A 25,825-nucleotide genomic window follows, 5' to 3' on the forward strand; every position below is an offset into this window, starting at 1 on the left:
CGCAGTGTGGCCCCAACCTGCATCCTTCGATACGTTGCTTCGCAACACTCAGGATGACCCAACGCACCATCCGTTCGTCACAGTGCTTCGCTGCACTCAGGATGACCCCCCCCCGTGTCATCGCGGTGGGGGTCATGGTGAGTGATCCGACCGAAGGGAGGAGTGTATCGAACCATGGAAGGGAACGGAAGCATGAGGGAAATAGTCGAGTTGATGCCTCCAACATACCATCCTTCGATACGTCCGCTTGAGGCGGACACTCAGGATGACCCCGCTCCGTGCCATCGCGGGTGGGTCATGGTGAGTGATCCGACCGAAGGGAGGATCGTATCGAACCATGGAAGGGAACGGAAGCATGAGGGGAAATAGTCGAGTTGATGCCTCCAACATACCATCCTTCGATACGTCCGCTTGAGGCGGACACTCAGGATGACCCAGCGCACCTTCAAGAACCTTTACCAAAATCTTTCTTCGCAAGACCCGGCAGGTCACCGAACCGACCTTCTATCAAAGCCAGTTTCTTCTTCCGATTCCAACCTTTTACCCGTTTTTCAAATGCTATGGCATCATTGGCATCTAAAAATTGCTGGTGATAGACCAGTTTGACGGGGCGTTTGTTCCAAGTGTAGGCCCTTGGGTCGTTTCCTGCCTGATGTTGTGCGATACGCCTGTCAACGTCATTGGTAATACCCGTATAGTAGCTTCCATCAGCACACTCAAGAATATAGACATAGAAGAATCTGACCATGGTGGACCTGATGATGATTAAAGGTATGGAATTGCAACGCCTGCGCGCATCCTTCGATACGTTGCTTCGCAACACTCAGGATGACCCAACGCACCATCCGTTCGTCACAGTGCTTCGCTGCACTCAGGATGACCCCCCCCGTGCCATCGCGGTGGGGGTCATGGTGAGTGATCCGACCGAAGGGAGGAGTGTATCGAACCATGGAGGGGAACGGAAGCATGAGGGGAAATAGTCGAGTTGATGCCTCCCGCACAACATCCTTCGATACGTCCGCTTGAGGCGGACACTCAGGATGACCCAGCGCACTAAGACCACAAGAATCATCAAAACCGGCCTTGGTTTTGCAACATCTTCAATATCCACCCAGCGTTAAACAGAATAAATGCTGCCAAAGCGAATAAAATCGCTCCAAAACTGCTTTTGTATTTAGCATTGCCCCTCTTCAACACCTCCTTGTACTTTCCTTTGCGAATCAAGAGAAAGTACAAAACAGCAATCAAAACAAAGGAAGGTCCAATAGAAAACCACGCAATAAACCGACTATTAGCTATCAGATTATTCTTAGGGAAAAGGATTGTCAGAAACAACAAAATTGAAATGCAATAGACATAACAAGTTAATCCAATGAACATTATTGCGCCAAAAGGCGCAACAATCGCATTACCAATATTCCCTTGGAAATGGTAATACTTGCAGTACAGGTATTCTAATATTCCCCTCACGGTTTAAAGTTATCCATAAACCAGTTCAGCTATTCTTCCTTTTGCCAAATGATCATCACTGTCAGACACCAATTCTCCTCATAGATTTCCTAAGAAACATGCGGAATGGTGCAGTGCTCCGACCGCACCTCGCTGCCGAAGAAGATGGAGGCATGCGCATCGAAATTGGCGGTGTCATCGGTGGTGAGGAACCTGCGGGTGCCGTTCTTGCTCCACAGTTGGTCCATTTCGGGGTGGCGGTGCAGGTAGTCTTTCAGGCTTTCGGCCACAATTTCTCCCTGCGAGATGACGCGCACCTGCGGTGGGAGGTGCTGTTGGATCTTGTCCGTCAGTAGCGGATAGTGCGTACACCCGAGCAGAATGCTGTCGATGTCGGGTGCCTGTTGCATCAGTTGGTCCACGTATTCCTTCACAAAGAAGTCGGCACCTGCGCCATGGTGCTCGTTATTCTCGATAAGCGGCACCCACATGGGGCATGCCTGCTGGTACACCTCCACCTGCGGGAAGGTCTTGGCAATCTCGATAGGATAGGATTCTGAAAGGACGGTGCCCGATGTGCCAAGCACACCCACTTTGCCTGAGGTGGAGTAGTTGCCAATGACCTCTGCCGTTGGGCGGATGACCCCCAGCACGCGCAGTTTGGGGTCCATTTTGGGAAGGTCTTTCTGTTGGATGGTTCGCAACGCTTTGGCCGAGGCCGTATTGCACGCCAATATGACCAGCGGACACCCCGCATCGAACAGTTTGAAGACGCATTCCCGCGTGTATTCGTACACGGTCTGAAACGAGCGCGTTCCATACGGAGAGCGTGCGTTATCGCCCAGATAGAGGTAATCGTACTGCGGAAGAAGGGCCGCTACTTCGCGCAGCACGGTAAGGCCTCCGTAGCCCGAATCGAATATGCCTATGGGGTGGTTGTCCATTTGTCTGTTTAAACACGTCACCCTGAACTTGTTTCAGGGTCTATTACCAGATGCTGAAACAAGTTCAGCATGACCTCCGATCTGAACGTGCGGGCAAAAAAAGACCCGCCTGAAAAGACGGGTCTAAATATGCTCAAATGTTCTGAGGTTCTCAGAGACCCAACTTGGTCTTTACATCGGCCATCAGGTCGTCTGTATCCTTGTGGAACAGCAATACGCCCAATGAGCTATCGAACACGTAGGTGTATCCTTTGGCCTCGGCCACTTCGTCAATGGCCTTACGCGCCTTGTCGATAACTGGAGTAAGAACCTCCTGCTCTTTCTTGGAGATCTCGTCCTGCGCCTGCTGCTGGAACTCTTGGATCCTTCTTTCAAGATCCGCGATCTCACGCATTTTGGTGTTACGCACGGTAGGGATCATGTCCTTCTCTCCCGCTTGGAATGTTTGCACTTTTCCTTCGTATTCTTTGGCCATGGCCTCCAATGCAGTTTGGAATTCCTTGGCGAACTCTTCGAGGTCTTTTTCGGCCTGTGCCTTTTCTGGCATCAGCTCCAACAATGCAGCCGAATCGATGTGTCCGAACTTCTGCTGGGCAAACGTTGGAAATGCAAATGCCAACGCTGCAATTATCACTACTAACTTTTTCATATTCTGTGTTTTACGGGGCGCGAAAATAGCTATAATTTACTTCTTCTCTGTCTTGACGGAATAGCCCAGTTCGTCAAGCACATCTTCACTCAGATCGTATTTATCTGAGGTGTAAAGCATGGTCAGAGTACCGGCCTTATCAAAGATAACGGCATAGCCTCTGGCATCCGCTATCTGCTTGATGGCGTTATAGACCTTGTCCTGAATAGGCTTGGTGAACTCCTGACGCTTCTGGAACAGGTCGCCCTGATAACCGAAACGCTGCTTCTGCTTCTCCTTGGCCTCCTTCTCCTTCTCAATGATCTGCTCTTCGCGCTTGCGCTTCATGTCATCGGTAAGCAGGATCTGCTCGGCCTGAAAATCCTTGTACATGCGGTCGATCTCCGCGTACATCTTCTCGATCTCCGACTGCCATTGCACCGAGATCTCGTTGAGTTCCTGCTGTTTCTGTTGGTACTCTGGAATACTTTCGAGAATGTAATCGGTATCCACGTAGCCGAAGCGTTGCGCATTGGCCGAAAGGACGAACCCGAAAACGACAAGTGTTAAAAATGCTCTTTTCATGCTATGATAGATTAAAAGTTCTGTCCGATAGAGAAATGGAATTGCCCCGGTGCCATGTTCGGATATCCGGGTACGTTATCAAACCTCCAACCGTAATCCAGTCCCAATAGCCCGAACATGGGCAGGAAGATACGAACTCCAACCCCAGCTGATTTCTTGAGTTGGAAAGGTTTGAACTGTCCGAAGTTGAGCCATGAATCTCCAGCCTCGGCAAACGCCAACACATAGATGGTTGCCTGCGGATTGGGAGAGATTCGGTAACGGAGTTCTGCACTATACTTCGTAAAGATGGTTCCTCCGAAACTTGGTGAGAGTGAGTTGTTGTCGTAACCACGTAGGGCAAATATCTCTCGCCCGTCCAATGAGTAACCGCTAAGTCCGCTACCACCGAGGTAGAAGCGTTCGAATGGCGAAATGCCGAGTTTTCTGTTGTAAAGTCCAAGGAATCCATACTGCAACTTGGTGGCCAACACCAAATTCTTTGCCAAACCGAGGTACCACCTCACATCAAACTTCCATTTGTGGTATTCGATGAGCTTGTAACGTTCGGATGCCGTTGCCGTCTCAAAGTCAATGTTCCTGAAGAGTGAGAATGGTGGGGTTATTTCCACACTTCCAGTAATGGTGGAACCATACGTTGGGAAGATCGGGTCGCCAACAGAATTTCTCGACACGGTAAGTGTATAACTCACGGTATTTGAGTTTCCGTTGTTGAAACCAGAGATCAACTGATAATTCTCCAGCTGATAGTTCTGGTAGCTGATCTGCTGCTGAATGAGGAAATAGTCATCTGGCCACTTCAACCGCTGCCCCAGCCCAACCGTTACACCCGTAATTCGGATGGCCTGACGGTTGTCCTGCCCCTTCTGAATACCATTGGACTGCACCGAATGGTAGGCTGAAATACTCAATGCATTCGGCTTCTTTCCGCCCAACCATGGCTCCATAAAGGAGAAATTGTACGATTGGAAGTAAAGACCGTTCGATTGCGCCCTCACACTCAACTGCTGTCCATCACCCGAAGGCAATGGTCTCCAAGCGCTTTTCTTGGCCATGTTGCGCAGCGAGAAGTTGTTGAATTTCACACCCAAGGTTCCCACAATACGGCCAGCACCCCAACCACCTGAGAGCTCGATCTGGTCGGAAGGTTTCTCTTCCACGGTGTAAACGATATCCACGGTTCCATCCACAGGATTCGGTTTCGGTTCCACGCCAAGTGTCTCGTTATTGAAGTAGCCCAACTGCGAAAGTTCGCGCTGTGAACGGATAATATCTGCACGGCTGAACAACTGACCAGGCTTGGTACGAATCTCCCGCATGATCACGTGGTCGTTGGTCTTGGTGTTGCCGACAACGGTCACCTTATTGATGGTGGCCTGCTTGCCCTCGCGGATGCGCATCTCCAGATCGATACTGTCATTCACCACCAAAACCTCCACAGGATCTACATTGAAGAACAGGTAACCGTCATCCAAATAGAGCGAACTCACATCACGTCCGTTCGGGTTCATCAGCAGGTTGGCCTCCAACCTCGCCTGATCGTAAACATCGCCCTTCTTAATGCCGAGGATCTTGTCCAACAGTTCTGATGGATATTTCGTGTTTCCTGTCCACGTGATGTTTCGGAAGTAGTATTTGCGACCTTCCTCCATGTTGATCTCCACGTTGATGGAACCATCCTTGTTGTTGTAGATCGTATCGCTGAGGATGCGCGCATCGCGATAGCCCATCTGGTTGTATTTGGCAATAACCGCCTTCTTATCGGCCTCGTATTCTGCTTCCAAAAACTTGGAGGCTTTCCATACCCGATACCATTGTCGCTGCTTGGTCTCCTTCATGGCACGGATCAACTTTCCTGTCTTCACTTCCTCGTTCCCTCGGAAAATGATCTTCCCGATCTTCACCTTTTTGTGTCTGTTCACCTTGAAGTTGAGAACCACGCTGTTCGGAAGCATGGTATCAGGCTCCGTTTCCGTCACCACTTCCACATTCAGATAGCCCTTGTCTATGTAGTGGTCTTTGATGATGTTCTCGGTGGATACGATCAGGTTGTCGTTCACCACTTTTCCTTTGATGAGCCTGATCGCATCGCGGATGTCATTCGCATCTCCCTTTTTCACGCCTTTCAGCGCATATTTGCTCAATCGGGGGCGTTCCTGCAACCAGATGTCCAAGTAGATCGTTTCTCCATCGATCTTGGTGGCGGTAATATTAATGTCGCTGAAAAGTCCTTGATCCCACAGCTTGTGAATGGCCTCGGTAATGTCTTCACCAGGCACTTGGACCGTCTGACCCTTGGTCAGGCCAGAAAGCAGAATCAGTACCTTTTTATCGAGATACTTGGTGCCCGAAACGGTTATATCTCCAATGGTGTAAGGCTTCGGGGCCGAATAATCGATCTTCGTATCCTGCCCACCAATGACAATTGGGGTGTTACCGTTCTGTGCCTTTGACGGAACTGAGGTTAAAACCAGCACCGCAAGCAACAGAAGCATTGTATAAATGCCCTTAAGCGCTGACCTGCTCACTGATCTTTCCAAATCTTCTTTCTCGTCCTTGATAGTCGATTATCGCCTTTTCAAAATCTGTCCTGTCAAAATCAGGCCAGAGTTTGTCGGTAAAATAGAGTTCGGCATAGGCGATCTGCCACAACAGGAAATTGGAGATCCGCTGCTCTCCACTGGTACGAATAAGTAGTTCAGGGTCTGGGATTCCAAGCGTGCAAAGATGCTCATCGATGGTCGATTCATCAATTGCATCCGCATCCAATTTCCCTGATTTAACATTTTTTGCAATGGCCTTTATCGCTCTCACCAATTCCCATTTGGATGAATAGCTCAGCGCCAACGTCAAGGTCATGCGCTTATTGTCCTTGGTCTTTTCAATGGCCTCCAACAACTCGCGGTAGCAACCTTTGGGCAGCGATTCCATGTCTCCGATGGCATTCAGGCGAATGTCGTTGTCCATCAATGTCTTTGTTTCCTTATTGATGGTTTTCACCAACAGGGTCATCAACGCGTTCACCTCCACCTGTGGTCGGCTCCAGTTTTCTGTAGAGAAAGCGTAAAGCGTCAAGTACCCGATTCCCATTTCTGCGGCACATTCCACCGTTTCCCGAACAGCCTTCACGCCTTTGTTGTGCCCAAAGGTGCGGAGTTTACCGCGCTGCTTGGCCCAACGACCATTACCGTCCATGATAACCGCCACGTGTTTTGGCAGTCTGGTCGGGTCTATGCGTTTGTCTATGGCCATCTATAAAATGAAAATCGCCCCGAAAGGCGATGCAAATGTACTCTACTGAACGAGACTTATTGATAGGCGGGACATTTCTGCGGTCGTGCCTCGATATTAATAGAAACAGTAACGAGCGCAAACGAATACCAATCGTTGGTTTTCGAGTTGCCGCGCTGCCTACCTGTCAACTGCTCGTCCGTCAGGTCAGAACGATTGGCAAGCTCGTAAGCGATCGGTCCGCGCTCGGATTTTATTACGTCTGGATCGGCATACGTTCCACTCACATCATCCAAATAATCGGTAAAGGTGTAGCGCATTCCCCATTCCAAACCAACCGAAAGTCGTTTTGAAAGATTTGCCTTTACACCCAGACCAAAAGGAATTGCCCCATTGGTAAGTGAGTATTTTTTTCGGGTAGGATAATAGGTGGTTCCCTGTCCTTCGGTGCCCAGCGGTTGCAGATCGTACATATTCCCATCTTTGGCCTGCGCCCGTGGATTGAACTTGAACAGCGCAATGCCCCCGAACAGGAATGGGGTGATCGGATGCTCCATGTCTCCTGGAGCGTATTTGAAGAAGTTGAACTCGCCCGTGATGGCAAACTCGAACACCCAGGATTCGAAACGGAGATTCCTTTCCCGCTGTGCGGCCACTTTCGATTTGGAATCATCGCCCATCAGGTAACCCGTAGTGAACGTGCCCCGCATCGAAAATCTGTCGTTGAAATTGTATCGGTAGAACAATCCTCCCGCAGGAAGCACTTTCTTGAATGGTGTGCTTGGGTTCAGGTCGCCCATATAGTATGAAACCCCTCCCATCACGCCAACCTCCGAATACTGTGCTTTTAACTGCGAAAACCCTACCGTCAGTAAAAGAACAAGAACAACTACCCTTTTCATTACTTCTCTCCTCAGCACATTAGAACTTCGGAAGTCCCTTTCTTGTTGTGCGGATCTTTCTTTGATATGTTATCATCAAGAACATGTATGAGTCCAGATCGCTTGGATCCCCACGTTGTTGCCCTGGACATACGGAACATGCTCCTTGAAACGAATCGACATTGTCTGGAACCCTACTTAAAGACGGGTCTGCAAGCGCTGCAGCCACATTATCATACCCCATGGCCGATTTGATGCTTGCCGCATTCGGTGCCCATTGAGAATAAACATACGTTGTACTTACGTCATCCATGTAGTCGGTGAATGTTTTACGAAGACCGTACTCCAAACCGATGCTGCTCTTTTTATCCAGCGCATACTTCATCCCCACACCGAAAGGAATGGCAAATTGCCAATTTGAATAAACCTTGCGAGATGGAACAAAGCCTTGGCCTTCGGTGTGCAACTTTCGCAGCGAGTACCACTTGCCATCGTACTTGGCCATTGGGTTCATGTAAAGCAGAGAAACGCCAGCAAATCCGTAAACATACACTTGACTGCCTTTTCTTCCTCTACCGCGTACACGCCTGATCTTGTAACGGCTACCGATGGATTCGCGCATCCACGAGACCTCCATCTGTGTGGCCCACTCAACGATAGGTGAGCGGAAACTGAGATTTCTGTTGTGACGGAACGGTTCCTGCGTGTACTTGTCGTTACCAGAAAGCTCACCAAAACTGAAGCCCGTTTTTGCAGATACGTACTGCGAGATCTTGTATCTGAATCCGACATTGGCCACATAGCGCGTAGAAGCCGCATCAAGGTCAAAGAACCAGTCGGAACCAATCTGGTTACGACCTCCCAGGTCGCCAAGGAACTGCGTTGCTCCAAGACCTGCAACCCACTCATAGCGCTGACGCTTCCAACGCTGGGCATTGACCAACGTTGGCAGAACAATCAGTACAAGAAGAAAAAACTTTGGACGCATGAGAAAACCAGCACTTCTCGTGTAAGGATGCAAATATAGCTATATAATCACGGAACGTGCAGAAACAACTGAGTTTCAATTACGTCTGTCGTGACCCCACATCAATTTGCTGCGAAGTGTGTCGAAATAATCGTTCGGCCCAAAGCGGACCAGCCCGACCTTAAAATCGGCTTTCGTAACGCGTATTTCCACATCAGAACTGACTATTTCCGATCGCGAATCCAGCGAAGCCAAAAAATTGGGTTCGGAGGTATCTACCTTGAGCGTGATCTTCCGATGGTCGCTTATCACCAACGGGCGCACATTGAGATTGTGCGGGGCAATGGGCGTTATGATGAAATTGCTGGTTCCTGGAGCAACGATCGGGCCTCCAGTGCTCAACGAATAACCCGTAGATCCTGTAGGTGTTGAGATAATGAGGCCATCTGCCCAATACGTGTTCAGGAAGAAATCATCCAAATAAGCGTTTACGACCAACATGGAAGAGGTAGCACTTTTATGCACGCTTACCTCATTCAGCGCATAATTGTCGGTTCCGAAAAGAGCTGAATTCGTATCGGCCTGCACCAACGTGCGATCATCCACCTGAAAGTCGCCATCGGCAAGTCTGTCCAATGCCTGACCGAACTCTTCGAACGGGGTGCTGGCCAAAAATCCCAATCTGCCTGCGTTCACTCCCAAAATGGGAATTTCTGAGCGGCCTACTTTCAGTACAGATTCCAAAATGGTTCCATCGCCACCGATGCTTACCAAGACATCGAACTCACCTTTTCGGAATCGGTCTCCTCCGATGATCTGCTCTGCCCTAATGCCGCCAAGCGTGGCAAGATCCTGTGTAAATGACACCGATTCGAACTTGGTGATCAATTTCTGGAGGATGGCTTCTAAGCGCGGCCGATCGGTCTCATACCGCAACCTGCCGTGTACTGCAATTCGCATAGGCTAAATGTGCTTGGTGAAATGTACAAAAAAACCGTGCTGCAGGTTTTTGTTCACGGAATATTCAAATCGCCAGGCAATGTCGTAAAACGTGACCATGTCGATTCCGATGCCGCCACCGAGAAGCAAACTTCCCGCCAACGGATTGCCTTTATTGAACTGTGTGTCGATCACGTAACCCATGTCGTAGTTCAGGTTGAGATAGAAGGCCAACGGCAGCGTATTGAATTTGTTCGATTTCAGGAATTTCAACCGCACTTTGCGGAATGGCAGGGCGGCCCAGCGCAGACTGGTCTTGAGCAGCCCATATTGCTGACCATCGATCACGTAAAGTTCATATCCACGGACAAAATCCTCCTCATAACCGAGCCCTTGCTGTAGGTAGTACGGTTGCTGATTGGTTGAGGACAGCTTGATCTTCTGCCCGTGCGCAAAATACCAGCGTTTGTGCAGCTGCCAGTATTTGCTGTACTCCGCCTCCAATGTCCACATGTCAATTGGGCTATCGAGAATATGGAACCCGTCTTTCCGTAAGGTGAATTCGAACCGATAGCCTTTGAGCGGGTAAACGCTGAAATCTGTCATGTTCCGTTTCACGTTGTACTCAATGGAAAAGAACCTGCTCAAGTGTTCTCCCGCCCCAAAATATTGTGGCTGCAATTTGGCCACCGTGTCGGCCACCCACGAGTTGGTGTACATGATCTCCAACTTGTGGACGTTATAGAGATTGGGGCGCCAACGTGGCGTAATGGATGCATATACCTCTTTGCGGATGTGGCGACTGTTATCCTTGTAGAACAGACGTTTGTTACCCTCTGCCATGTAGGCCACCTGATGGTTCTGCTCGTAACCCGCCTTGAACTCGATGCCCCACTTCTGCGCCTTGTCGAGGTACGGAATCTCATAGCGAAGCTGATAGCGGTTATTGAACCCGAAACGCAGCTGGAACACGAGATCCTGATTCAGTCCCAGAAAGTTGTGCCAGAAAATATGGGTTCCGAAGTCGAGACGGTCCCATCGTTTGTTCTCCCACCAAGCACGGAAATTCCTATCGGCAAACTCAACGAACGGAACGGGCCAAACATACCAGCGTTCGGTTACACGCACCACCACATCCATCCGATCCCTACCGAACCAACAGGTGTCAATGTCCACAAAGTTGAAGAGCTCCAGATTCCAAACATTGCTGCGCGATCGGTGCAAATGGTAGGCAACGCTGTCTCTCGGAATGGTCTCTCCTTCCTTGAAGGTCATTTCGCGAAGCAGAATGCGCTCCTTTGTGATCTTATTGCCCTCAAACGCCACCGAACCAATGGTTACGCGTTCCTGCGCCACCGTGGCCAGATGAAACAATAAAGCGGGTAAAAAAAGTAAACGGAAGTACGTATGCGCCACTTAGATATTGATGTACCGCATCAATTCGTCATAGCGGCCTTTAAGGTCTTCAAGATGCGTACTTTCTTGGAAATAGGCAATCACATCGTAATCATGTCGCGTAAGGCTTTGCACAATGGCGCTTACTTCCTCACGGTTCACCTTCAGCGTAAGCTCCAATTTTCCTGTTTCAGGACGCTCGAAAACGTAGCTGCTGAGGATCTTGGCATTGTTCGATTCGACCACATGCGCCACCTGCGCCAACGAATAATCGTTCTTGTTGAGGTTGAGAACAATGATGCCGCCAGGCTGGTTGATCACGGCCAACTCATCGAACTTGGTGACCACATCGGCAAGGGTGATGCAGCCCAGATATTGCTCGTTGGCATCGAGCACGGCCACAACCGAAAGATCGGTGGCAGCCAATTTCCGTATCACGTAGTAGATGTGTTCCGATTCGAGCACGTACGCACGGTTGAACGCATCCTTGGAAGCAATAACGGTATCTTCCTTCTCACCATCGAGAATGTTGTCTTCGCTGATAAGTCCGAGAAACTGATGTCCATCGACAACTGGTAAATGCGAAACCTTGAACTCATCCATCCATGCCAAGGCACGCGCCACCTCATCATTGGGTCTGAGTGGTGGGACGATCTTCGATATGAGTTCTCGTGCTAACATTTGCTTGAGTTCGCTTGCAAAGTAAACGCAAAGTATTACGGTTTTGTTATCCTTTGCGGCATTTGGTCAACATCAATTTGTTGGCCTAACTCTACTTTTGGTGGCAATAAATGCAATTTCTTTCGATGAAGGGCACCAAACTGAGCGTGAATATCAACAAGATCGCCACCTTGCGCAACAGCCGAGGCGGCACCAATCCGAGTGTGGTGGAAGCCGCCATCAAAGCGCAACGGTTCGGTGCTGATGGCATTACGGTCCATCCGCGACCAGACGAGCGGCACATCCGCTATCAGGACGTGTACGACCTGAAACCTGTCGTCCACACAGAGTTCAATATTGAGGGTTACCCGAACGGGAAGTTTATGCAATTGGTGCTTGATGTGAAACCGACACAGGTAACGCTTGTTCCCGATCCGCCAGGCGCTCTGACCTCCAACGCGGGTTGGGACACCATTAAAAACCGATCGTTCTTGCAAGACATCATCGCGCAGCTGACAGATGCTGGAATCCGTTCTTCCATTTTCATTGAGACAGATGCCCAAATGATCCGCGCAGCGAAAGAAACTGGAACCGACAGAATTGAACTCTACACAGAAAGTTATGCTGTTGGCTATCCTTCTGACCCAAAGTCAGCCATTGCTCCATTTGTAGAAGCTGCCCAAGTTGCCAACGAGGTCGGCCTCGGTATCAATGCAGGACACGACCTGAGCTTGGAAAACCTCGCATACTTTGCAGCGAACATTCCGAACCTGTTGGAAGTTTCGATAGGACATGCGCTCATTTCCGATGCCATCTACTACGGGCTGAGCAACACGGTGAAAATGTATAAGAACTGCTTGAGCGTAACCTCCCCTAACCTCTCCTTTCCAGAAGGGGAACCGCCTCGCCAAACTGAGGTTGGGAACGCGCACCAACTCTCCCCCAGGAAAGGGGGAGTGGCCGAAGGCCGAGGGGGTCAATTCTCCAAATAAATACTCGCATCTACAACCACAAGCCATGCAATTGAATTTTAAGGATTACGGAGAAGGGAAACCGCTGGTGATCCTGCACGGGCTTTTTGGTTCGTTGGATAATTGGTTCTCGTTGGCCAAAGCGTTTGCCGACAGGCATCATGTTTACCTGGTGGATCAACGGAACCACGGACAATCGCCTCATACTGACACGCACACATACGAGGAAATGGCAGACGACCTGTTCGAGTTCTTCCAGCAGCACGGATTGAAGGATGCCGTCCTGCTCGGGCATTCCATGGGCGGAAAAACAGCCATGACGTTTGCTGCCGACCATGCCGATCTGCTTGAAAAACTGGTGGTGGTTGACATGGGCGTGAAACAGTATCCCGTGCATCACGACCTTATTATCCGCGCCATGCAGGCACTTGACGTTGAAAACATTTCATCGCGGAGCGAGGCCGAAGAAGAACTGAAAAACCTCTTGAACGAGCATGAAAGCGTGATCCAATTTCTACTGAAGAACATCTACCGAAAAAAAACGGATGATGGTTCTGCACATTACGCTTGGCGATTCAATTTGGATGTGCTGGCCAACGACATTGAAGAAATGGGGCTGCCCATTCTGAAGGGCTCGGAAGTGGAAACGCTTTTTCTATATGGAACACATTCGAAGTATGTGCAGGAAGCCGATAAACCAGAGATCCTATCCCTTTTTCCGAACACGATATTCAAACATCTGAACACGGGACATTGGGTACACGCAGAAGACCCGAAAGGGTTTGTGCATGCCGTTAAAGACTTCATAGATTGAAAAAACCGCTGCTCAATCTTGGGCAGCGGCTTTCTCAATCCTTAAATAAACTTACGTTCGGGCTTGATGCATCAAGCTCGAACTACTGCAATACAACTTTCAACGCAGTTCTTCCATTTGCTACGCGCAAAATCACGTGGTAAACACCTGCATCCAAGCTGGTCAGATCGAACATTTCGCGTGAAACGCCCACGTTAAAATTTCGTGTTCTCGTAGCGACCGTTCTTCCTGTAATGTCCATCACATCAATGGAGAGTTGTTGCGCTTCTTTCAGATTAAGATTCAGCGCTGCAATGCCGTTGGTCGGGTTCGGTGAAATGGAGAAATCGCCTTCAAGCGCTTCCGCAATTCCCTCTGGTGTAACCGTGCAAGGTGTGGTCTGCTCTCCGATGTACGTGAAGTTCTCAAAATCGATGTAGCACACCCAGTTCACGCTATCAACAAACGGGTTTCTATCGCCCTGCTCACTTTCAACGAAGTCGTTGCGGGCAATTTCCCACGCATCCGGTGGATCTTGCCAATGCCATTGCTTCAGCACATCCTGATCCTGCCCATACGAAATGAGGAAATCGATCGGATTCGGGAATTCCCACGTTCCACCTGTGCCATTCCACTTGGCTGCCATGTAGAAAATGGCGCGAGCGGCATCTCCTTTGTGCTGATCGCGCGGCTCATAAACCCGATTGCCGTTCGCATCATCACCATATTTGGCACCCATGAATGAACTGACCTCGTTGACAACCACACCCAGCGGGTAATTGCTACGCACCGCGTTGGCGCTGTTCTGATGTACCGGGAAAAGATTGTGCAGATCGGAGTATTCCATTCCCTGGTCGTCAGGATAGGTTGGCATCCAACTGTGGCACCAAGAGTGCTCGCGGCTCAAGACATCGAAGAAGAACGGACCCGTGTACAGATATTGGTAACCTGAGTAAACGCCCGTGATCACCGTCTGTCCGCCTGTTGTATCGCGTGAAGCGAATTTTTCCAGCATTACAGGCGCGTAATTGCTGTAGTAGATCTGGTTGTAATTCTGTCCGAGTTTGGTCTGAAGATCCGTGAGGAAAGTGGTCGCATTCGCATCAATGCCATCGTAATAATTGCCGACCATGGAGCCGCTGGAAGTGATGTTTCCGATCAACGGGGAAGCGGTCAGATAGTTCTCGTAACCAGAAGGGCCATTGACGGAGAAAGCAGCAAAATGATAGTCGGTTCCTGCCACCACATATTTTGGTCTGAAAGAACCTGCATCGCCCACATAAACCACCTGCGAACCGTTGATGTAATCGCCTTTCACATACGTTTGGCCATCAACGGGAACATCGGGGACCGCGCTTCCAATGTTGCGCAGTACGATGTATTTCTCAGGAACAGAAGTAGCGTCATCAAACGATACATCGTACTTGTACGAAGTAACGTTGGTAAATGAAAAGTTGGTCGGCTGAGCAGTTGGCTCAGTTGCATAATCTCCCCCGATCCCGTAGAGATCGATCATGTAAGAGGTCTCATCTCCGTTCGCGTCATCGTTGGTGATGGTAAGTGTTGCGAAACGCGAACCCATCTGAGCTGTACTGAAATTGATGTCAACGTTCTGCGAAGCCTGTGCGCCTATCCCAAATGGAGCAGAAACCCCGGAAACCGTGAATTCCGAAGCATTCGGACCCGAAACCTGAATGTCTGAAACATGAAGTGTGTCACCTCCAGCCAAATTCACATTCTCAATTGTAAATGTAGTAGTGGCCACATTTCCAATTATGTAGGTCGAGTTGTTCACAACAGGAGTTCCCGCAACATTGATGGCGATCTCTTGCGCGGCTGTGGCCACTTGCGGCTCCAGATCGATCTCATCCAATGCAATGTTTCTGCCTGTCTGCTTATTGGTGAAATACCAACGGATGAAACGGCTTGCTGCGTTCGGCATATCCGTAAACTGCACGTAAGCATTCACCGTAGCATCAATATCAGACTGGTTCAGTACACGAAGGTCTGTCCACGTGTTCCCATCCACCGATTCCTGAATGGAGAACACGTCATTGGTGGCCGTTCCTTGTCCTTTGATGTAGTATGAAACGCTTCCGCACACATCACTGAAATTCACCAGCACATACTCATGGTCGCCATCCAATTTGCAGGCTGCGCCCGATTGTCCGTTCACGTACCGTGTGAGACCCGGATTGTTGTCCAAGCTTTCCACCCAACCTGTGGGTGTAGGGTCATCAAAGTTCCATCCGGTGGGCAACACAGCCTGACCGAAAACTGTACCGACCAATAGAAGTCCGGCAGCGGTGGTTAAAATATTCTTCATGTTCATGTTTTTAAAATTTGACCCCGACCGTAGCCGTCCAGCGTCTTCCCTGCCCCATGAAAACCTGTGCCGAGGTGGCATCGAAATTCTGAGAACCGGAAACCGCATTGTTCTGCGCATCGGATATATAGATCGTATTGAGGACATTCAGCACGCTGGCGCGGATGAAAACATCCATTTTTTTGAGTTTGATGGTCCAGCCTGCATGCACATCGAACAAGTAATAGGCTGGCACTTTCCATGAATCCCGGCCTCGGTTATCGCCTTGAAGGTCCAACGGATTGAAATTAGAATAATAGTTTCCGAAATAAGTGATCTGACCTTTGATGTAGGCATCTTTTACAGGCTTGATCTTGATGCTTCCTGCCACTTGAAACTGAGCCGCATCACCGATATGTACACCATCTGCATCTACATCAATGGAATCGACAGGATTGTTCGAGCCTTGCTGATAGAAATAAGCCAACGCCTTGCCTTTCCACCGCCAATCTCCGTACGAAACAAGCCCTTCCACATCGAAGAACCAAGGCGTTTTATAAACCGCGTCCACCTCAATTCCTTGGTGCACGGAGCCAATATTCGGTACGTTGATGGTTGTCTGTGTTCCTCCAATGGAAACACTTGTACTCACAGGACGGTTTTCCCAAGTTGTTCTGTAGAGATTGATGTTGGCCGCCCAACGCGGGTATTTGATGGAATAACCCAACTCAACACCCCAAGTGACCATGGTTTTGATTCCCCGCACCAAGTTGAAGGAGGTTCCTGCATACACATCCGCGATATACGGAGGACGGAAGAACACCCCACCGTTAGCAAAGATGTTCATGTGGTCGGTGATGTTATAGTTGAGTCCCAACTTGGCCGTTCCGCCCTGAAATTGAACCCAATCGGTGGTAGCGGTGCGCGCCTCTTTGCTATTGGCCGTGTAGGTTTTTCCGTTGTAAACGATGGTGTCGTTAATGCCAAGCACCTGGCGCATGGTGGTGTCGCTCAGCACAAGGTCGCGTTTACGGTACTGGTCCGATCTGCGATACCAGTTGTTGCCACCCGAAACGCTAACAAACCCGGAAAACTTCTTCTTCGAATATTCCACCTGCGCAAAAACACCGGCCGTGTAAACATTGGTGTTGGCACGATATCCGGCCACGTCTCCCACCCGCTTCACGTTATCATTCGGGTCGAAAAGGCTGTTCTGCTGCGTAGTGGAATTGATCACCGCGTAATCGCCACCCAAAAGGTCGTAAGGCGTGCTGTAATGCTCTACCCAGAATGAGCGGAAATCGACACCGGCCGCCAGATCCCACGAATCATTGAACTTGTGGTCAACGGTGGAAAGCAGACCATACCAATAATGGTTATTCATGTTCGCCAGAATGTAATTCCGCGATTTGTACTGACTGGTATCGTTGACCTCCGTTGTATCATAAGGTGGTACAAAAACGGTTCCTGTAATATTCTCCTGATAAAGTCCTGAGAGGTCATACTGACCGTAAGGATCGAACAGTCCGCCATTTCCGCGCAGTTGAGTTCCACCTCCTTTTCCGAAAGAACCATAAAGAATGTTGGAAACGGCCCATTTGTCCTTAGCCCAGAAATGCTTCAGGCTGAAAATCGGTTTGTGGTAAAAATTCTCCGCCACGCTCTGCAATTGAGATTGCGCATTTGGGTCGTATCGATTGCGAATCAGATTTCCCCATTGCTGATTGTAACGCAACCCATAGTTGCCAAAAAGCGGATAAGAGGTGACCGAGGCACTGTTCAGATCCACACCGATCTTCTCGGCATAAGCTCTATCGTAGAGAAATACAGGCTGCATATAACTGCGCTGACCGCGCGTTTGTGGCGCGCCCATTCCCGAAATGCTAAAGGTGTGGTTCCCGATCTGTTTCTGAATCTTCAGAAAATAGAAGTAGCGGCTTGCATAGGTTCCTTGCACCCAACCGTTCTGATGATCATAAGCAAAGGCAGCGGTCACACCCCAGCCTTTCTCCAAACGACCCGAATTGAAGCTCACATTCGTTCGGATCAGACCATTATTCCCAACCGTTGCGGAAATTTCGGTGGAACGCTTAGACGTGATTCCGGTAGTAAGAATATTCATACTTCCCCCAACAGAAGGAATGGCCAGTTTACTGGCGCCCAAACCACGTTGTACCTGAATACGCTGTGTCACACCATCCAACCCGAACCAGTTGCTCCAATATACCCAACCGCTTTCCATATCATTCATCGGCACACCATCTATCTGCACCGAAATGTTGCGCTGCGAGAAACCGCGAATGGTCACACGTGCATCACCCGCTCCACCACCTTGCTGCGTAGCGTAAACGCCTGGGGTGCTGTTGAGCAGCATAGGAAGCGGTTGAGAGGAAACTTCCTCCTTGATCTTGATCGGATCGATATTCGTGAATGCAACAGGTGTTTCCCTATCCAAGGCAATGTCGGCCACCACTTTCACCTCGTTCAACGTCATGGTTGAAAGTGAGAAGTTCAGTTCCAACTGACCACCATTTGCCTTTACGGTTTTCGAAAAGCTCTCGTAACCGATGTAGGTGACCTGAATGGTGTATTCTCCATTCGGGACATCAAAGGAATAGTTCCCGTCAAAATCCGTGACAACGCCTTTCCCCTCTCCATACACCACATTTGCAGAGATGAGTGGTTCGGCCGAATTCGCATCTTTCACCACACCGTAAATGCGCGTCTTCTGAGCGTAGGTCGAAACCACGACCAAGAAAGCCGATAAAAAGACTCCAAGAAACTTCCTCATGTACTGGAACGGCCTATTTTCCGAGCATCACCTTGCGCGAAAGCACAGCTCCATTACGAAGCGATACACGAACGATGTAAACGCCTGTTGAAAGGTGCTGAAGTTTGAGTTTGTGCGTAGTGGTATTCTTTCCGTTGAAGGAAACACGGTGAGATTCCTGTCCGAGAATGTTGTACACCTGAATCATGTTCAATTCCTGCGCAGCAGATACCATAAGGTCCTTATCTGCCGATGGATTCGGATATACATTGAATTTGTTCTGATCGACCTCGCTCACGCCCATTGTCTGGCAATCGCACGTGTGCCATCCCAATTCCGTGAATGTGTCTTCTGGAAGGCTATCCCATTCTGTCTGTACCATGAACTCTAACGGGTTCGTGGTCACACCATGCAATACCGTATGTTTTCTGATCAATGTATGATTGGTTGTCCACCAAGTACCAGAAGTATCACTCCAAGCCGTTCCTGGATCTTCACCGATCTTTCCAATCAAGTCGACAAGGGTTGTTCCATCGGCTTTAGTCAACGGAACCGCATCATCACCGTTAAAGTAGAATGGAGAATCAGACTGCACGTAGACCGGATTCACAAACGTATCGGCCACAGCCTGCAATGCCATATCAACCGGTGCTTCGAAACCTGTTCCGTTCGGGTCTCTTTTATCAACTACCACTACGTAAGTGCTGTACGGTTGAATCATCCCGGCAAGACCAAGCAACATCGGTGTTCCAGCGCCATCACGGAAACGGCCCACTTTGTAGCCACTCAGGTCGATGGCAGCATCGGTAGGATTGTAAATTTCAAGGGCTCGGTTGTTATAGGAACCGACCACGTATTCTGAAATGAAAAGGTCGGAACAATCCTGTGTTTGGGCATTGGCTCCAACGGCAAACATCGCTGAAGCAAGAATGAGTACAAGTTTTTTCATGTTGTAGGTGCTGAATTTTCGGCAAATGTAGGCCTTCCATTTAGCCCCTCCCAATCAACAAAATGTGGTAACCCATTTTTAACGATTCCTTCAAAATGACCCACACCGCAAGCAATATTAGACTGTTAGAAACGTAAGAATGTCCTGATCTTTTGTTTGCATCATGTTGATAGATCTCTTTATTTCGAATAAAACCTGCGGAAATGAAACCTCCAATACTAACCATTCTACTGTCGTTTTTATTCTTTAATTCCCTTGGCCAGAACTGGTTGAAAGGGGTTGGAGGTGCTGGAAATGATGAAGCACTGGACATCACATTGGATGATCAGGGAAACTACCTTGTTTCCGGATTTTTCTCGTACAATGTGGATTTCGATGGTACCATTTTAAATTCCGTAGGAGAAATTGATGCGTTTATTGCGCAAACAAATTCGCAAGGGAATATTAGTTGGGTTAAACAGTTCGGTGGAACTGGAAGTGACGCAGCTTACGCGAATGATCGCGATGCCAATGGCAACATCTTCGTGTCCGGCTACTTCTCAGGAACAATGACCGTGGATGGAACCACACTTGTTTCGAACAACAGTTCCCAAGACGTATTCCTTGCCAAGCTCGACCCGACCGGAAACCTTATTTGGATAAGAACATTTGGCGGTGTTGACCACGATTTCGTTTACGATCTGGCGGTTGATCAGGCCGGAAATGCCATCATAACCGGAAATTTCAAGGGAACCATTACCGTAGGTCCTGATACGTACAGTTCCGTCATTGACCCGGAAGACAACCAACCATCATACGACATTTTCGTGGTGAAATACGATACTGATGGCAATGTCCTTTGGTCAAAACATGGGCAAGCCGACCATGATGACCGTGGAACTGGTCTGGCCGTAAATGGAAGCAACCAAATTGCGCTCATCGGGCAGTTCTCAGACACACTAACGTTGGCCAACACATATCCCAATCAAGTGTACAATACTGGTTTTGTCATGATGTTCGATTCGGATGGTGATGAGCTCTGGATGCGTAAGATGAGCGCAAGCATGTGCATTCCGTACGATATCGTTTTCTATCAGGATTCGTTGATGTACATAACCGGAGATTTTACCGGTCAACTTGCCATTTTCACCACACCGCTTACCACTACCACCTCCCAATATCTGAGCAAGGTCTTTCTAACCAAAATGAACACCGAAGGTGATGTGCTGTGGCTTGAGAATGACGGATCCGAAACACAGGTCAGTTCGCGCGCTGTAGATGTGGATGCAAATGGGAATGCCTACATGGCCGGCTATTTCAAGTGTCGCATGGACGAGTATTCCCAACAGTATGGCGATGGCGTGTTCTACTCGGCCGATCGTAGGGATGTATTTGTGACACAATATTCCGCAACAGGAACTCGGAATTGGGAGCGACAGTTCGGTGGACCTGGAGACGATGTGGCCTGGGACATGGTCCTTCAAGGGTCACAACCGATAGTTGTAGGTGCATTCTCAAAATACTTCCACGCTCCGGATGGAGGCAATTTTCTGCCGACCGGTTGGACAACGGACCAATTGCTCTTCTTGCCCAACCCACCATCAATGAACTATTGTTCAGACTCTGATTATGGCTCATTTGCTACGATAGAAAGCACTGGTCATCAGGATATTCTCATCGCGAAACCTGTCGATCTTAGCCGTGAGCCTTATGACTATTTCAGCAGGAGTGGCAACAACTGTGTCCGAGACTTCCTTACACCATGCATTAACGGCAGCTGCCCAGATACGATTCAAAGCTGCGAAGTTGTCGACCTCCAGTATGAGTCGGTTTCGGGAACAAATGGATTCATTGGTCCTATCTACGACCTCTTATGGTCCACCGGTAGCACCGAGACGTCCATCGAGGGACTTGGCACCGGAGCCTATTGGCTTCAGGTAAGTCGGGATGACAACTGTTACTCGTCCTCCGACACGGTAGTGGTCATTGTAGATGATACACCAGACCCACCACTCATATCTGATGATGTGATCGTGAACACAACGACTGCCTCACCAGAGAGGATCTTCGTCTGCTTCCCAGACACCGTTCAGTTGACAATGAGTGGCATTGACACGGTCAATAATCTCTATGGTTGGTCTTGGTCATCAAGTCAGATACAACATCCGTTCTTAGATACAACCGTTACCACATCGGGTCTTTACACGGCTCATCAACTATCGCCAGCGGGATGTGAAAGCACGACCGATGTTCTGGTTCACATTGATGATTGGGCCAATGAAGACACGCTTGATCCATACATTCTCATCGGAACAAGTGCACTCGGTCTGTCTCAAACGGACACATTGACCGTTTGTCAGGGAGACCTGATTCAGTACTTGGTCATCGACAGCTCACATTATCAAACAGTAGGGCTTTCCATGCCATATTTCTCCTCCGATTGGAGCATCAGTTTTCCCAACATTCCTTCATCCCTCACGCATTTTGATTGGTATGAGAATGAACCCGGTGACCTTGATACTTGGATGATGGGCAACTCTTTCATTGCAACACAATCAACCTGGGTTATTCTTGATGTGGAACTTATGGACCATTGCAATACGGACACTTCCACATACATCCTTCATCATGAGTTCTATCTCGATGTAACCCATTTCAGTACGCAGGAATCCGGTAATCACAGAATGTGTCCTGGAGACACGGTTCAAATTGAGGTCAGCGGGGGAGATTTCTATCATTGGGCAGGACCTGGAATAATCAGCCCGGATACGTTGAGTTCCGTGCTTGCGAATAGCGCAGGAACTTATCAATGGACAGCATCTGTGCTCACGCCATCCGGAAGCACGTGCAGCAAGTCGGATACATTTCTTATTCGCAATCTCGAGGCTCCGGACATCACCATGATTCCTTCAAACGGTGTCATTTGTCCCGGAGATTCTGTTCAGATGATCGCGCCTGCGGGAAGCAATTATCAATGGATCGGTCCGAACAATGCCGTGGTCGGTTCCACGCAGATCATCTGGGCCACCACTCCGGGTTTTTATTTCTGCGAGATGGTGAATCCCGGAGGATGCTTCCTCATATCGAATGAGGTGGAGGTTCGCGGGTTCAATACCCCGTATTTGTCAGCCGAACCACAGCAGACCATTTGCGAGGGAGGGACCGTAACGCTTACCGTATTTGCGAATGAGGGTTCCATTTTAGACTGGCCTTCGCCATTGGTGGACAGCCTCTTTGAACAGGAGATCCATCAGGCCGGGTACTACGAAGTGACGGCAACCTTTTGCGGAATCACAGACACACTTGGAATTACGGTCATCGATGTATCACCGGAAGTGGATCTGAACATTGCGGGTTATGACACCATCTGCGCCAGCGAAGTGCTGGAGGTTCAAGCTCCACAGGGTTACTATTCGTATGAGTGGAATAACGGATCGCAGGACGTGGAAATTGAGGTCACTCAATCTGGAATGTATTTCCTTACAGCAGAAAACTTTGATGGATGTATCGGACACTCAGATACACTTTTTGTTGATGTTCTTCCTGCCCCAGACCCACCGGTCTTGTCAGACACCACCGTATGCCTCAATGGGAGCGCCACCTCCTATACACTGACGAATGCGCAGCCTACCTACTGGTTTACCGAACAGATGGATTCACTCGGTATCCTTCCTTCCATCTCTTCAGATTCTGTTGCTGCTGACCTCATGTTCTTTGGTGCCCATTTTAACGGAGAGTGCTTCAGCGTACTCGATACCGCCTCCGTCAACTTGTTCGAAGGGGTGGAACCACCTCTAATTTCGGGGTCTACCACACTTTGCCCGGGGGATTCGTTGAATCTGAGTACAGACTCCACCCAAAGCATCAGCTATTATTGGCGACTGCCCGATTCAACATTGGTAAATGGAACGATGCTAAGTCTGATGGCACCGGATTCTGGATCTTACACTCTTTTTGCACAGCATCCCGTTTGCGGAGTACAGTCTGTAAGCGAAACTGTTCAGATGGTAGCTCCTTCCGATTTTTCCATTCTGTTTTTGACTGGCGACTCTCTGAACTGCCTCGGAGATTCGGTTTGGCTGAATGTTTCAGGTTCTTTCTCCCAACTTACGTGGCTCCCCTCTCAATCTAACTTAGATTCCATTCTGATCGTTGACGATGAAGCATTATGGGCATCCGTAACCGACACCAACGGCTGCGTTTTAAGTACCGATACCCTTCAGATACAATTTGAAACCCCACCTTCCGCACTGGTCTTGCCTACTGACACGATCTGCGAAGGAGAAACTGCCATCCTGGATCTTATATCAAGTGGTACACTTTTGCTGGACAACGGACTGATCCAGGATTCGATCGCCATTCCTTTCGTATCAGAAATCCTATCCGCAGACACAGAATTCGTCTTTCTACTTGAAAGTTCGTTCGGATGCCTGTCTCCTCCGATGAACTGGCAGATCATCGTGACCCAGACCCCTGAATCGCTGGATATCTCAGGTGTAACTCCACTTTGCGAAGGAGACCAGCTTCAATTGAGCGTTTCTCCTTCTGGTATCGGAACAGTTGTCTTTTTCGATGAATTGTCAGACACCTTGGGAATCGCCACCAACGGGCAGTTACAGATAGACAGTGTTTCGGAAGGAAGCCTTTACGGAGGTGTTTACGCCACGCTCAATATTGCGGGCTGCATGGTTCAATCAGACCTCTTGGAAATAGACATCCTTCCGATTCCCGACAATCCAAATCTGATCATGTCAGGTAATGGTTGTCCTGAAGACACCGTTCTTCTGTACGCATCCGACACGATAGGTCTCACCTTCCATTGGACCGGAACCAACGGATTCAGTTCAGACACAAGTGTATTGGTATTCGATCCGATCCAGCCCAACGAGCAAGGAGTCTATTCACTTCAGGTCGGGCAGGACGGGTGTTTTTCTGACACTACTTCCATTGACATCTCCATTGCTCCTGTTCCCGATGTAGAGTTGATTCCCGACACGATCATTTGTTTCAATGATGAGATAGAACTGATACTGAACCAGTCTTACGACCAAATACTGTGGTCAACCAATGAAACGACTGAGATCATTTCAGTTTCAGATTCCGGTGTTTACTGGGTAACTGTTACCAACGAGTTCGGGTGTTCCGACTCGGACACAACGGTTGTTGAAACCGTTATTTGTAACGTGGTCACCACCAACATCATTACACCTAACGGAGATGGATTCAACGATGTATTTAAACTGGATGCGAATGGGCTTACGCAATTACACGTTCAAATATTCACTCGGTTCGGAAAACTGATCTACGAATGGAGAACACTTGACGGTGCTTGGGACGGGACCACACAGGACACGCGGCTCAGTGTTTCTGAAGGCACCTATTATTTTGTCGGAAACTACTTGGATGTTTCTGGAGAAACTGGCACGAAAAAGGGTTTTATCCAAGTAATACGCTGATTATTATTTGCTGTAAATCGGATCAACCACAACATTACCTTTGCACCGCAGGCCCTGGTGGCGGAATTGGTAGACGCGCACGTTTCAGGTGCGTGTGCCGCAAGGCGTGTGGGTTCGACTCCCACCTCGGGCACTTGTGAACAACGCAATGGGGACTTCTGGTCCCCATTGTCCGTTTTTGGCTTTCCGTAACTTTATAATATCGAAACCCGGAAATCGTTCTATCTGGCGGTTTTGCCAAAAACATCCGAGAATGAAAAAATCACTTGTCATACTCATAATGATAGCGTTCGTCAGTAATGCTGTCTTTGCTCAGGATAAGAAGGATAAAAGCGGGTTTAAACTCGTGCGCTTCAATAACATCACGGAAATAACGGCCGGTTTTCAGATCGGTAAAACGTCAAGGGTCACTTCGTTTGATGGTGGAACTTCCGAAACCAATGTGGCCGGCTACAAGATCCCTGCTCCGCGGTTGGCCAGTTCATTTGGAATCCTCATCGGTGAAATATTTTACATGGGAGCAGGAGCCGCGTACACATTTCAGGCTCAGGAAGGCAACAATCCGCAAGGACAGCAGGTTTCCGTTTTCGGGCAATCGCGCCTCAACTTTGCACGCGGTCGCATACGGCCATTTGCCGATTTCAAGGGCGGTTACCAATTCGCCTCCTTCAAAGAAGCCAGCCAAGCGCTGGATCCCGATTGGTACAAATGGGATGGCTTTTTCCTGGAGCCTTCTCTCGGGCTTTCCTTCAAATTAGGCGGGCACGCCCTGCTGAACACATCGCTCGGCTACCAGTTCGTCAATGCCGGAAATCGCATTGAGCAGACCATTCAGGACGAAAATGGGAATACGCTCGTCAATGCGGTACTCCAAGAAAAATATCACCGCTTTCTATTGTCGGTCGGATTCACGTTTCAGTAAG

General features: G+C 49.1%; 20 protein-coding genes and 1 tRNA gene. 6 read left to right on the forward strand and 15 right to left on the reverse strand.

From position 1 onward, the window contains the following. Positions 1–445: 445 nt before the first annotated feature. Positions 446–748: a GIY-YIG nuclease family protein gene (locus GC178_01860; protein MBI1286299.1), complete on the reverse strand. Its 303-nt coding sequence runs from the start codon at positions 746–748 to the stop codon at positions 446–448. Between the two features lie 10 nt (positions 749–758). On the opposite strand from GC178_01860, the gene GC178_01865 reads away from it, so the two are divergent. Further along, positions 759–980, forward strand: a complete 222-nt coding sequence (locus tag GC178_01865) for a hypothetical protein (GenBank protein MBI1286300.1) — start codon at positions 759–761, stop codon at positions 978–980. Positions 981–1,071: 91 nt separating this feature from the next. On the opposite strand, the gene GC178_01870 is transcribed toward GC178_01865, so the two are convergent. The 11 genes from GC178_01870 to GC178_01920 form a co-directional block, all read right to left on the reverse strand. Next, complete coding sequence (locus GC178_01870; GenBank protein MBI1286301.1) at positions 1,072–1,470, reverse strand: hypothetical protein; 399 nt, start codon at positions 1,468–1,470, stop codon at positions 1,072–1,074. A gap of 89 nt (positions 1,471–1,559) precedes the next feature. Further along, complete coding sequence (gene murI / locus GC178_01875; GenBank protein ID MBI1286302.1) at positions 1,560–2,393, reverse strand: glutamate racemase; 834 nt, start codon at positions 2,391–2,393, stop codon at positions 1,560–1,562. 151 nt (positions 2,394–2,544) lie between these two features. Further along, the gene (locus GC178_01880; protein ID MBI1286303.1) at positions 2,545–3,042 is read right to left on the reverse strand and encodes an OmpH family outer membrane protein; all 498 of its coding nucleotides are present in this window, start codon (positions 3,040–3,042) and stop codon (positions 2,545–2,547) included. 36 nt (positions 3,043–3,078) lie between these two features. Then, positions 3,079–3,606 (reverse strand): OmpH family outer membrane protein, encoded by a 528-nt coding sequence (locus GC178_01885; protein ID MBI1286304.1) that lies wholly within the window; start codon positions 3,604–3,606, stop codon positions 3,079–3,081. A gap of 11 nt (positions 3,607–3,617) precedes the next feature. Continuing rightward, on the reverse strand, positions 3,618–6,101 hold the full coding sequence (gene bamA, locus GC178_01890; GenBank protein ID MBI1286305.1) for an outer membrane protein assembly factor BamA: 2,484 nt from the start codon (positions 6,099–6,101) through the stop codon (positions 3,618–3,620). Between the two features lie 13 nt (positions 6,102–6,114). Further along, positions 6,115–6,858 carry an isoprenyl transferase gene (locus GC178_01895; GenBank protein MBI1286306.1) on the reverse strand — a complete coding sequence of 248 codons (744 nt, stop codon included), beginning with the start codon at positions 6,856–6,858 and terminating at the stop codon, positions 6,115–6,117. Positions 6,859–6,914: 56 nt separating this feature from the next. Continuing rightward, positions 6,915–7,739 (reverse strand): outer membrane beta-barrel protein, encoded by an 825-nt coding sequence (locus GC178_01900; protein ID MBI1286307.1) that lies wholly within the window; start codon positions 7,737–7,739, stop codon positions 6,915–6,917. A 19-nt stretch (positions 7,740–7,758) separates the two neighbouring features. Then, positions 7,759–8,706, reverse strand: a complete 948-nt coding sequence (locus GC178_01905) for an outer membrane beta-barrel protein (protein MBI1286308.1) — start codon at positions 8,704–8,706, stop codon at positions 7,759–7,761. 75 nt (positions 8,707–8,781) lie between these two features. Further along, positions 8,782–9,645 (reverse strand): NAD kinase, encoded by an 864-nt coding sequence (locus GC178_01910; protein ID MBI1286309.1) that lies wholly within the window; start codon positions 9,643–9,645, stop codon positions 8,782–8,784. A 3-nt stretch (positions 9,646–9,648) separates the two neighbouring features. Beyond that, positions 9,649–11,040: a hypothetical protein gene (locus GC178_01915; protein ID MBI1286310.1), complete on the reverse strand. Its 1,392-nt coding sequence runs from the start codon at positions 11,038–11,040 to the stop codon at positions 9,649–9,651. Continuing rightward, positions 11,041–11,700 carry a CBS domain-containing protein gene (locus GC178_01920; protein MBI1286311.1) on the reverse strand — a complete coding sequence of 220 codons (660 nt, stop codon included), beginning with the start codon at positions 11,698–11,700 and terminating at the stop codon, positions 11,041–11,043. It abuts the gene before it with no gap. 125 nt (positions 11,701–11,825) lie between these two features. On the opposite strand from GC178_01920, the gene GC178_01925 reads away from it, so the two are divergent. Further along, entirely contained in the window at positions 11,826–12,671 is an 846-nt protein-coding gene (locus GC178_01925) for a pyridoxine 5'-phosphate synthase (GenBank protein MBI1286312.1), read from the forward strand. A 25-nt stretch (positions 12,672–12,696) separates the two neighbouring features. After that, positions 12,697–13,464: an alpha/beta fold hydrolase gene (locus GC178_01930; protein MBI1286313.1), complete on the forward strand. Its 768-nt coding sequence runs from the start codon at positions 12,697–12,699 to the stop codon at positions 13,462–13,464. Between the two features lie 82 nt (positions 13,465–13,546). Here the strand turns inward: GC178_01930 and GC178_01935 are convergent, their stop codons facing one another. Genes GC178_01935 through GC178_01945 form a run of 3 tightly spaced genes read right to left on the reverse strand, consistent with a single transcriptional unit; the run spans position 13,547 to position 19,467 of the window. Then, positions 13,547–15,916 carry a T9SS type A sorting domain-containing protein gene (locus GC178_01935; protein ID MBI1286314.1) on the reverse strand — a complete coding sequence of 790 codons (2,370 nt, stop codon included), beginning with the start codon at positions 15,914–15,916 and terminating at the stop codon, positions 13,547–13,549. After that, complete coding sequence (locus tag GC178_01940; protein MBI1286315.1) at positions 15,780–18,539, reverse strand: TonB-dependent receptor plug domain-containing protein; 2,760 nt, start codon at positions 18,537–18,539, stop codon at positions 15,780–15,782. The genes GC178_01935 and GC178_01940 overlap by 137 nt, the downstream gene beginning before the upstream one ends. Before the next feature lie 13 nt (positions 18,540–18,552). After that, positions 18,553–19,467, reverse strand: a complete 915-nt coding sequence (locus GC178_01945; protein MBI1286316.1) for a T9SS type A sorting domain-containing protein — start codon at positions 19,465–19,467, stop codon at positions 18,553–18,555. Between the two features lie 203 nt (positions 19,468–19,670). On the opposite strand from GC178_01945, the gene GC178_01950 reads away from it, so the two are divergent. The 3 genes from GC178_01950 (at position 19,671) to GC178_01960 (ending at position 25,824) form a co-directional block, all read left to right on the forward strand. Beyond that, the gene (locus tag GC178_01950; protein ID MBI1286317.1) at positions 19,671–24,902 is read left to right on the forward strand and encodes a T9SS type B sorting domain-containing protein; all 5,232 of its coding nucleotides are present in this window, start codon (positions 19,671–19,673) and stop codon (positions 24,900–24,902) included. Between the two features lie 51 nt (positions 24,903–24,953). Then, positions 24,954–25,035 (forward strand) — tRNA-Leu (locus tag GC178_01955). A 120-nt stretch (positions 25,036–25,155) separates the two neighbouring features. After that, entirely contained in the window at positions 25,156–25,824 is a 669-nt protein-coding gene (locus GC178_01960; GenBank protein ID MBI1286318.1) for a hypothetical protein, read from the forward strand. The last annotated feature ends 1 nt before the right edge of the window (position 25,825 follow it).

It is taken from the genome of Flavobacteriales bacterium (genome assembly GCA_016124845.1).
Classification (GTDB): Bacteria; Bacteroidota; Bacteroidia; order UBA10329; family UBA10329; genus UBA10329.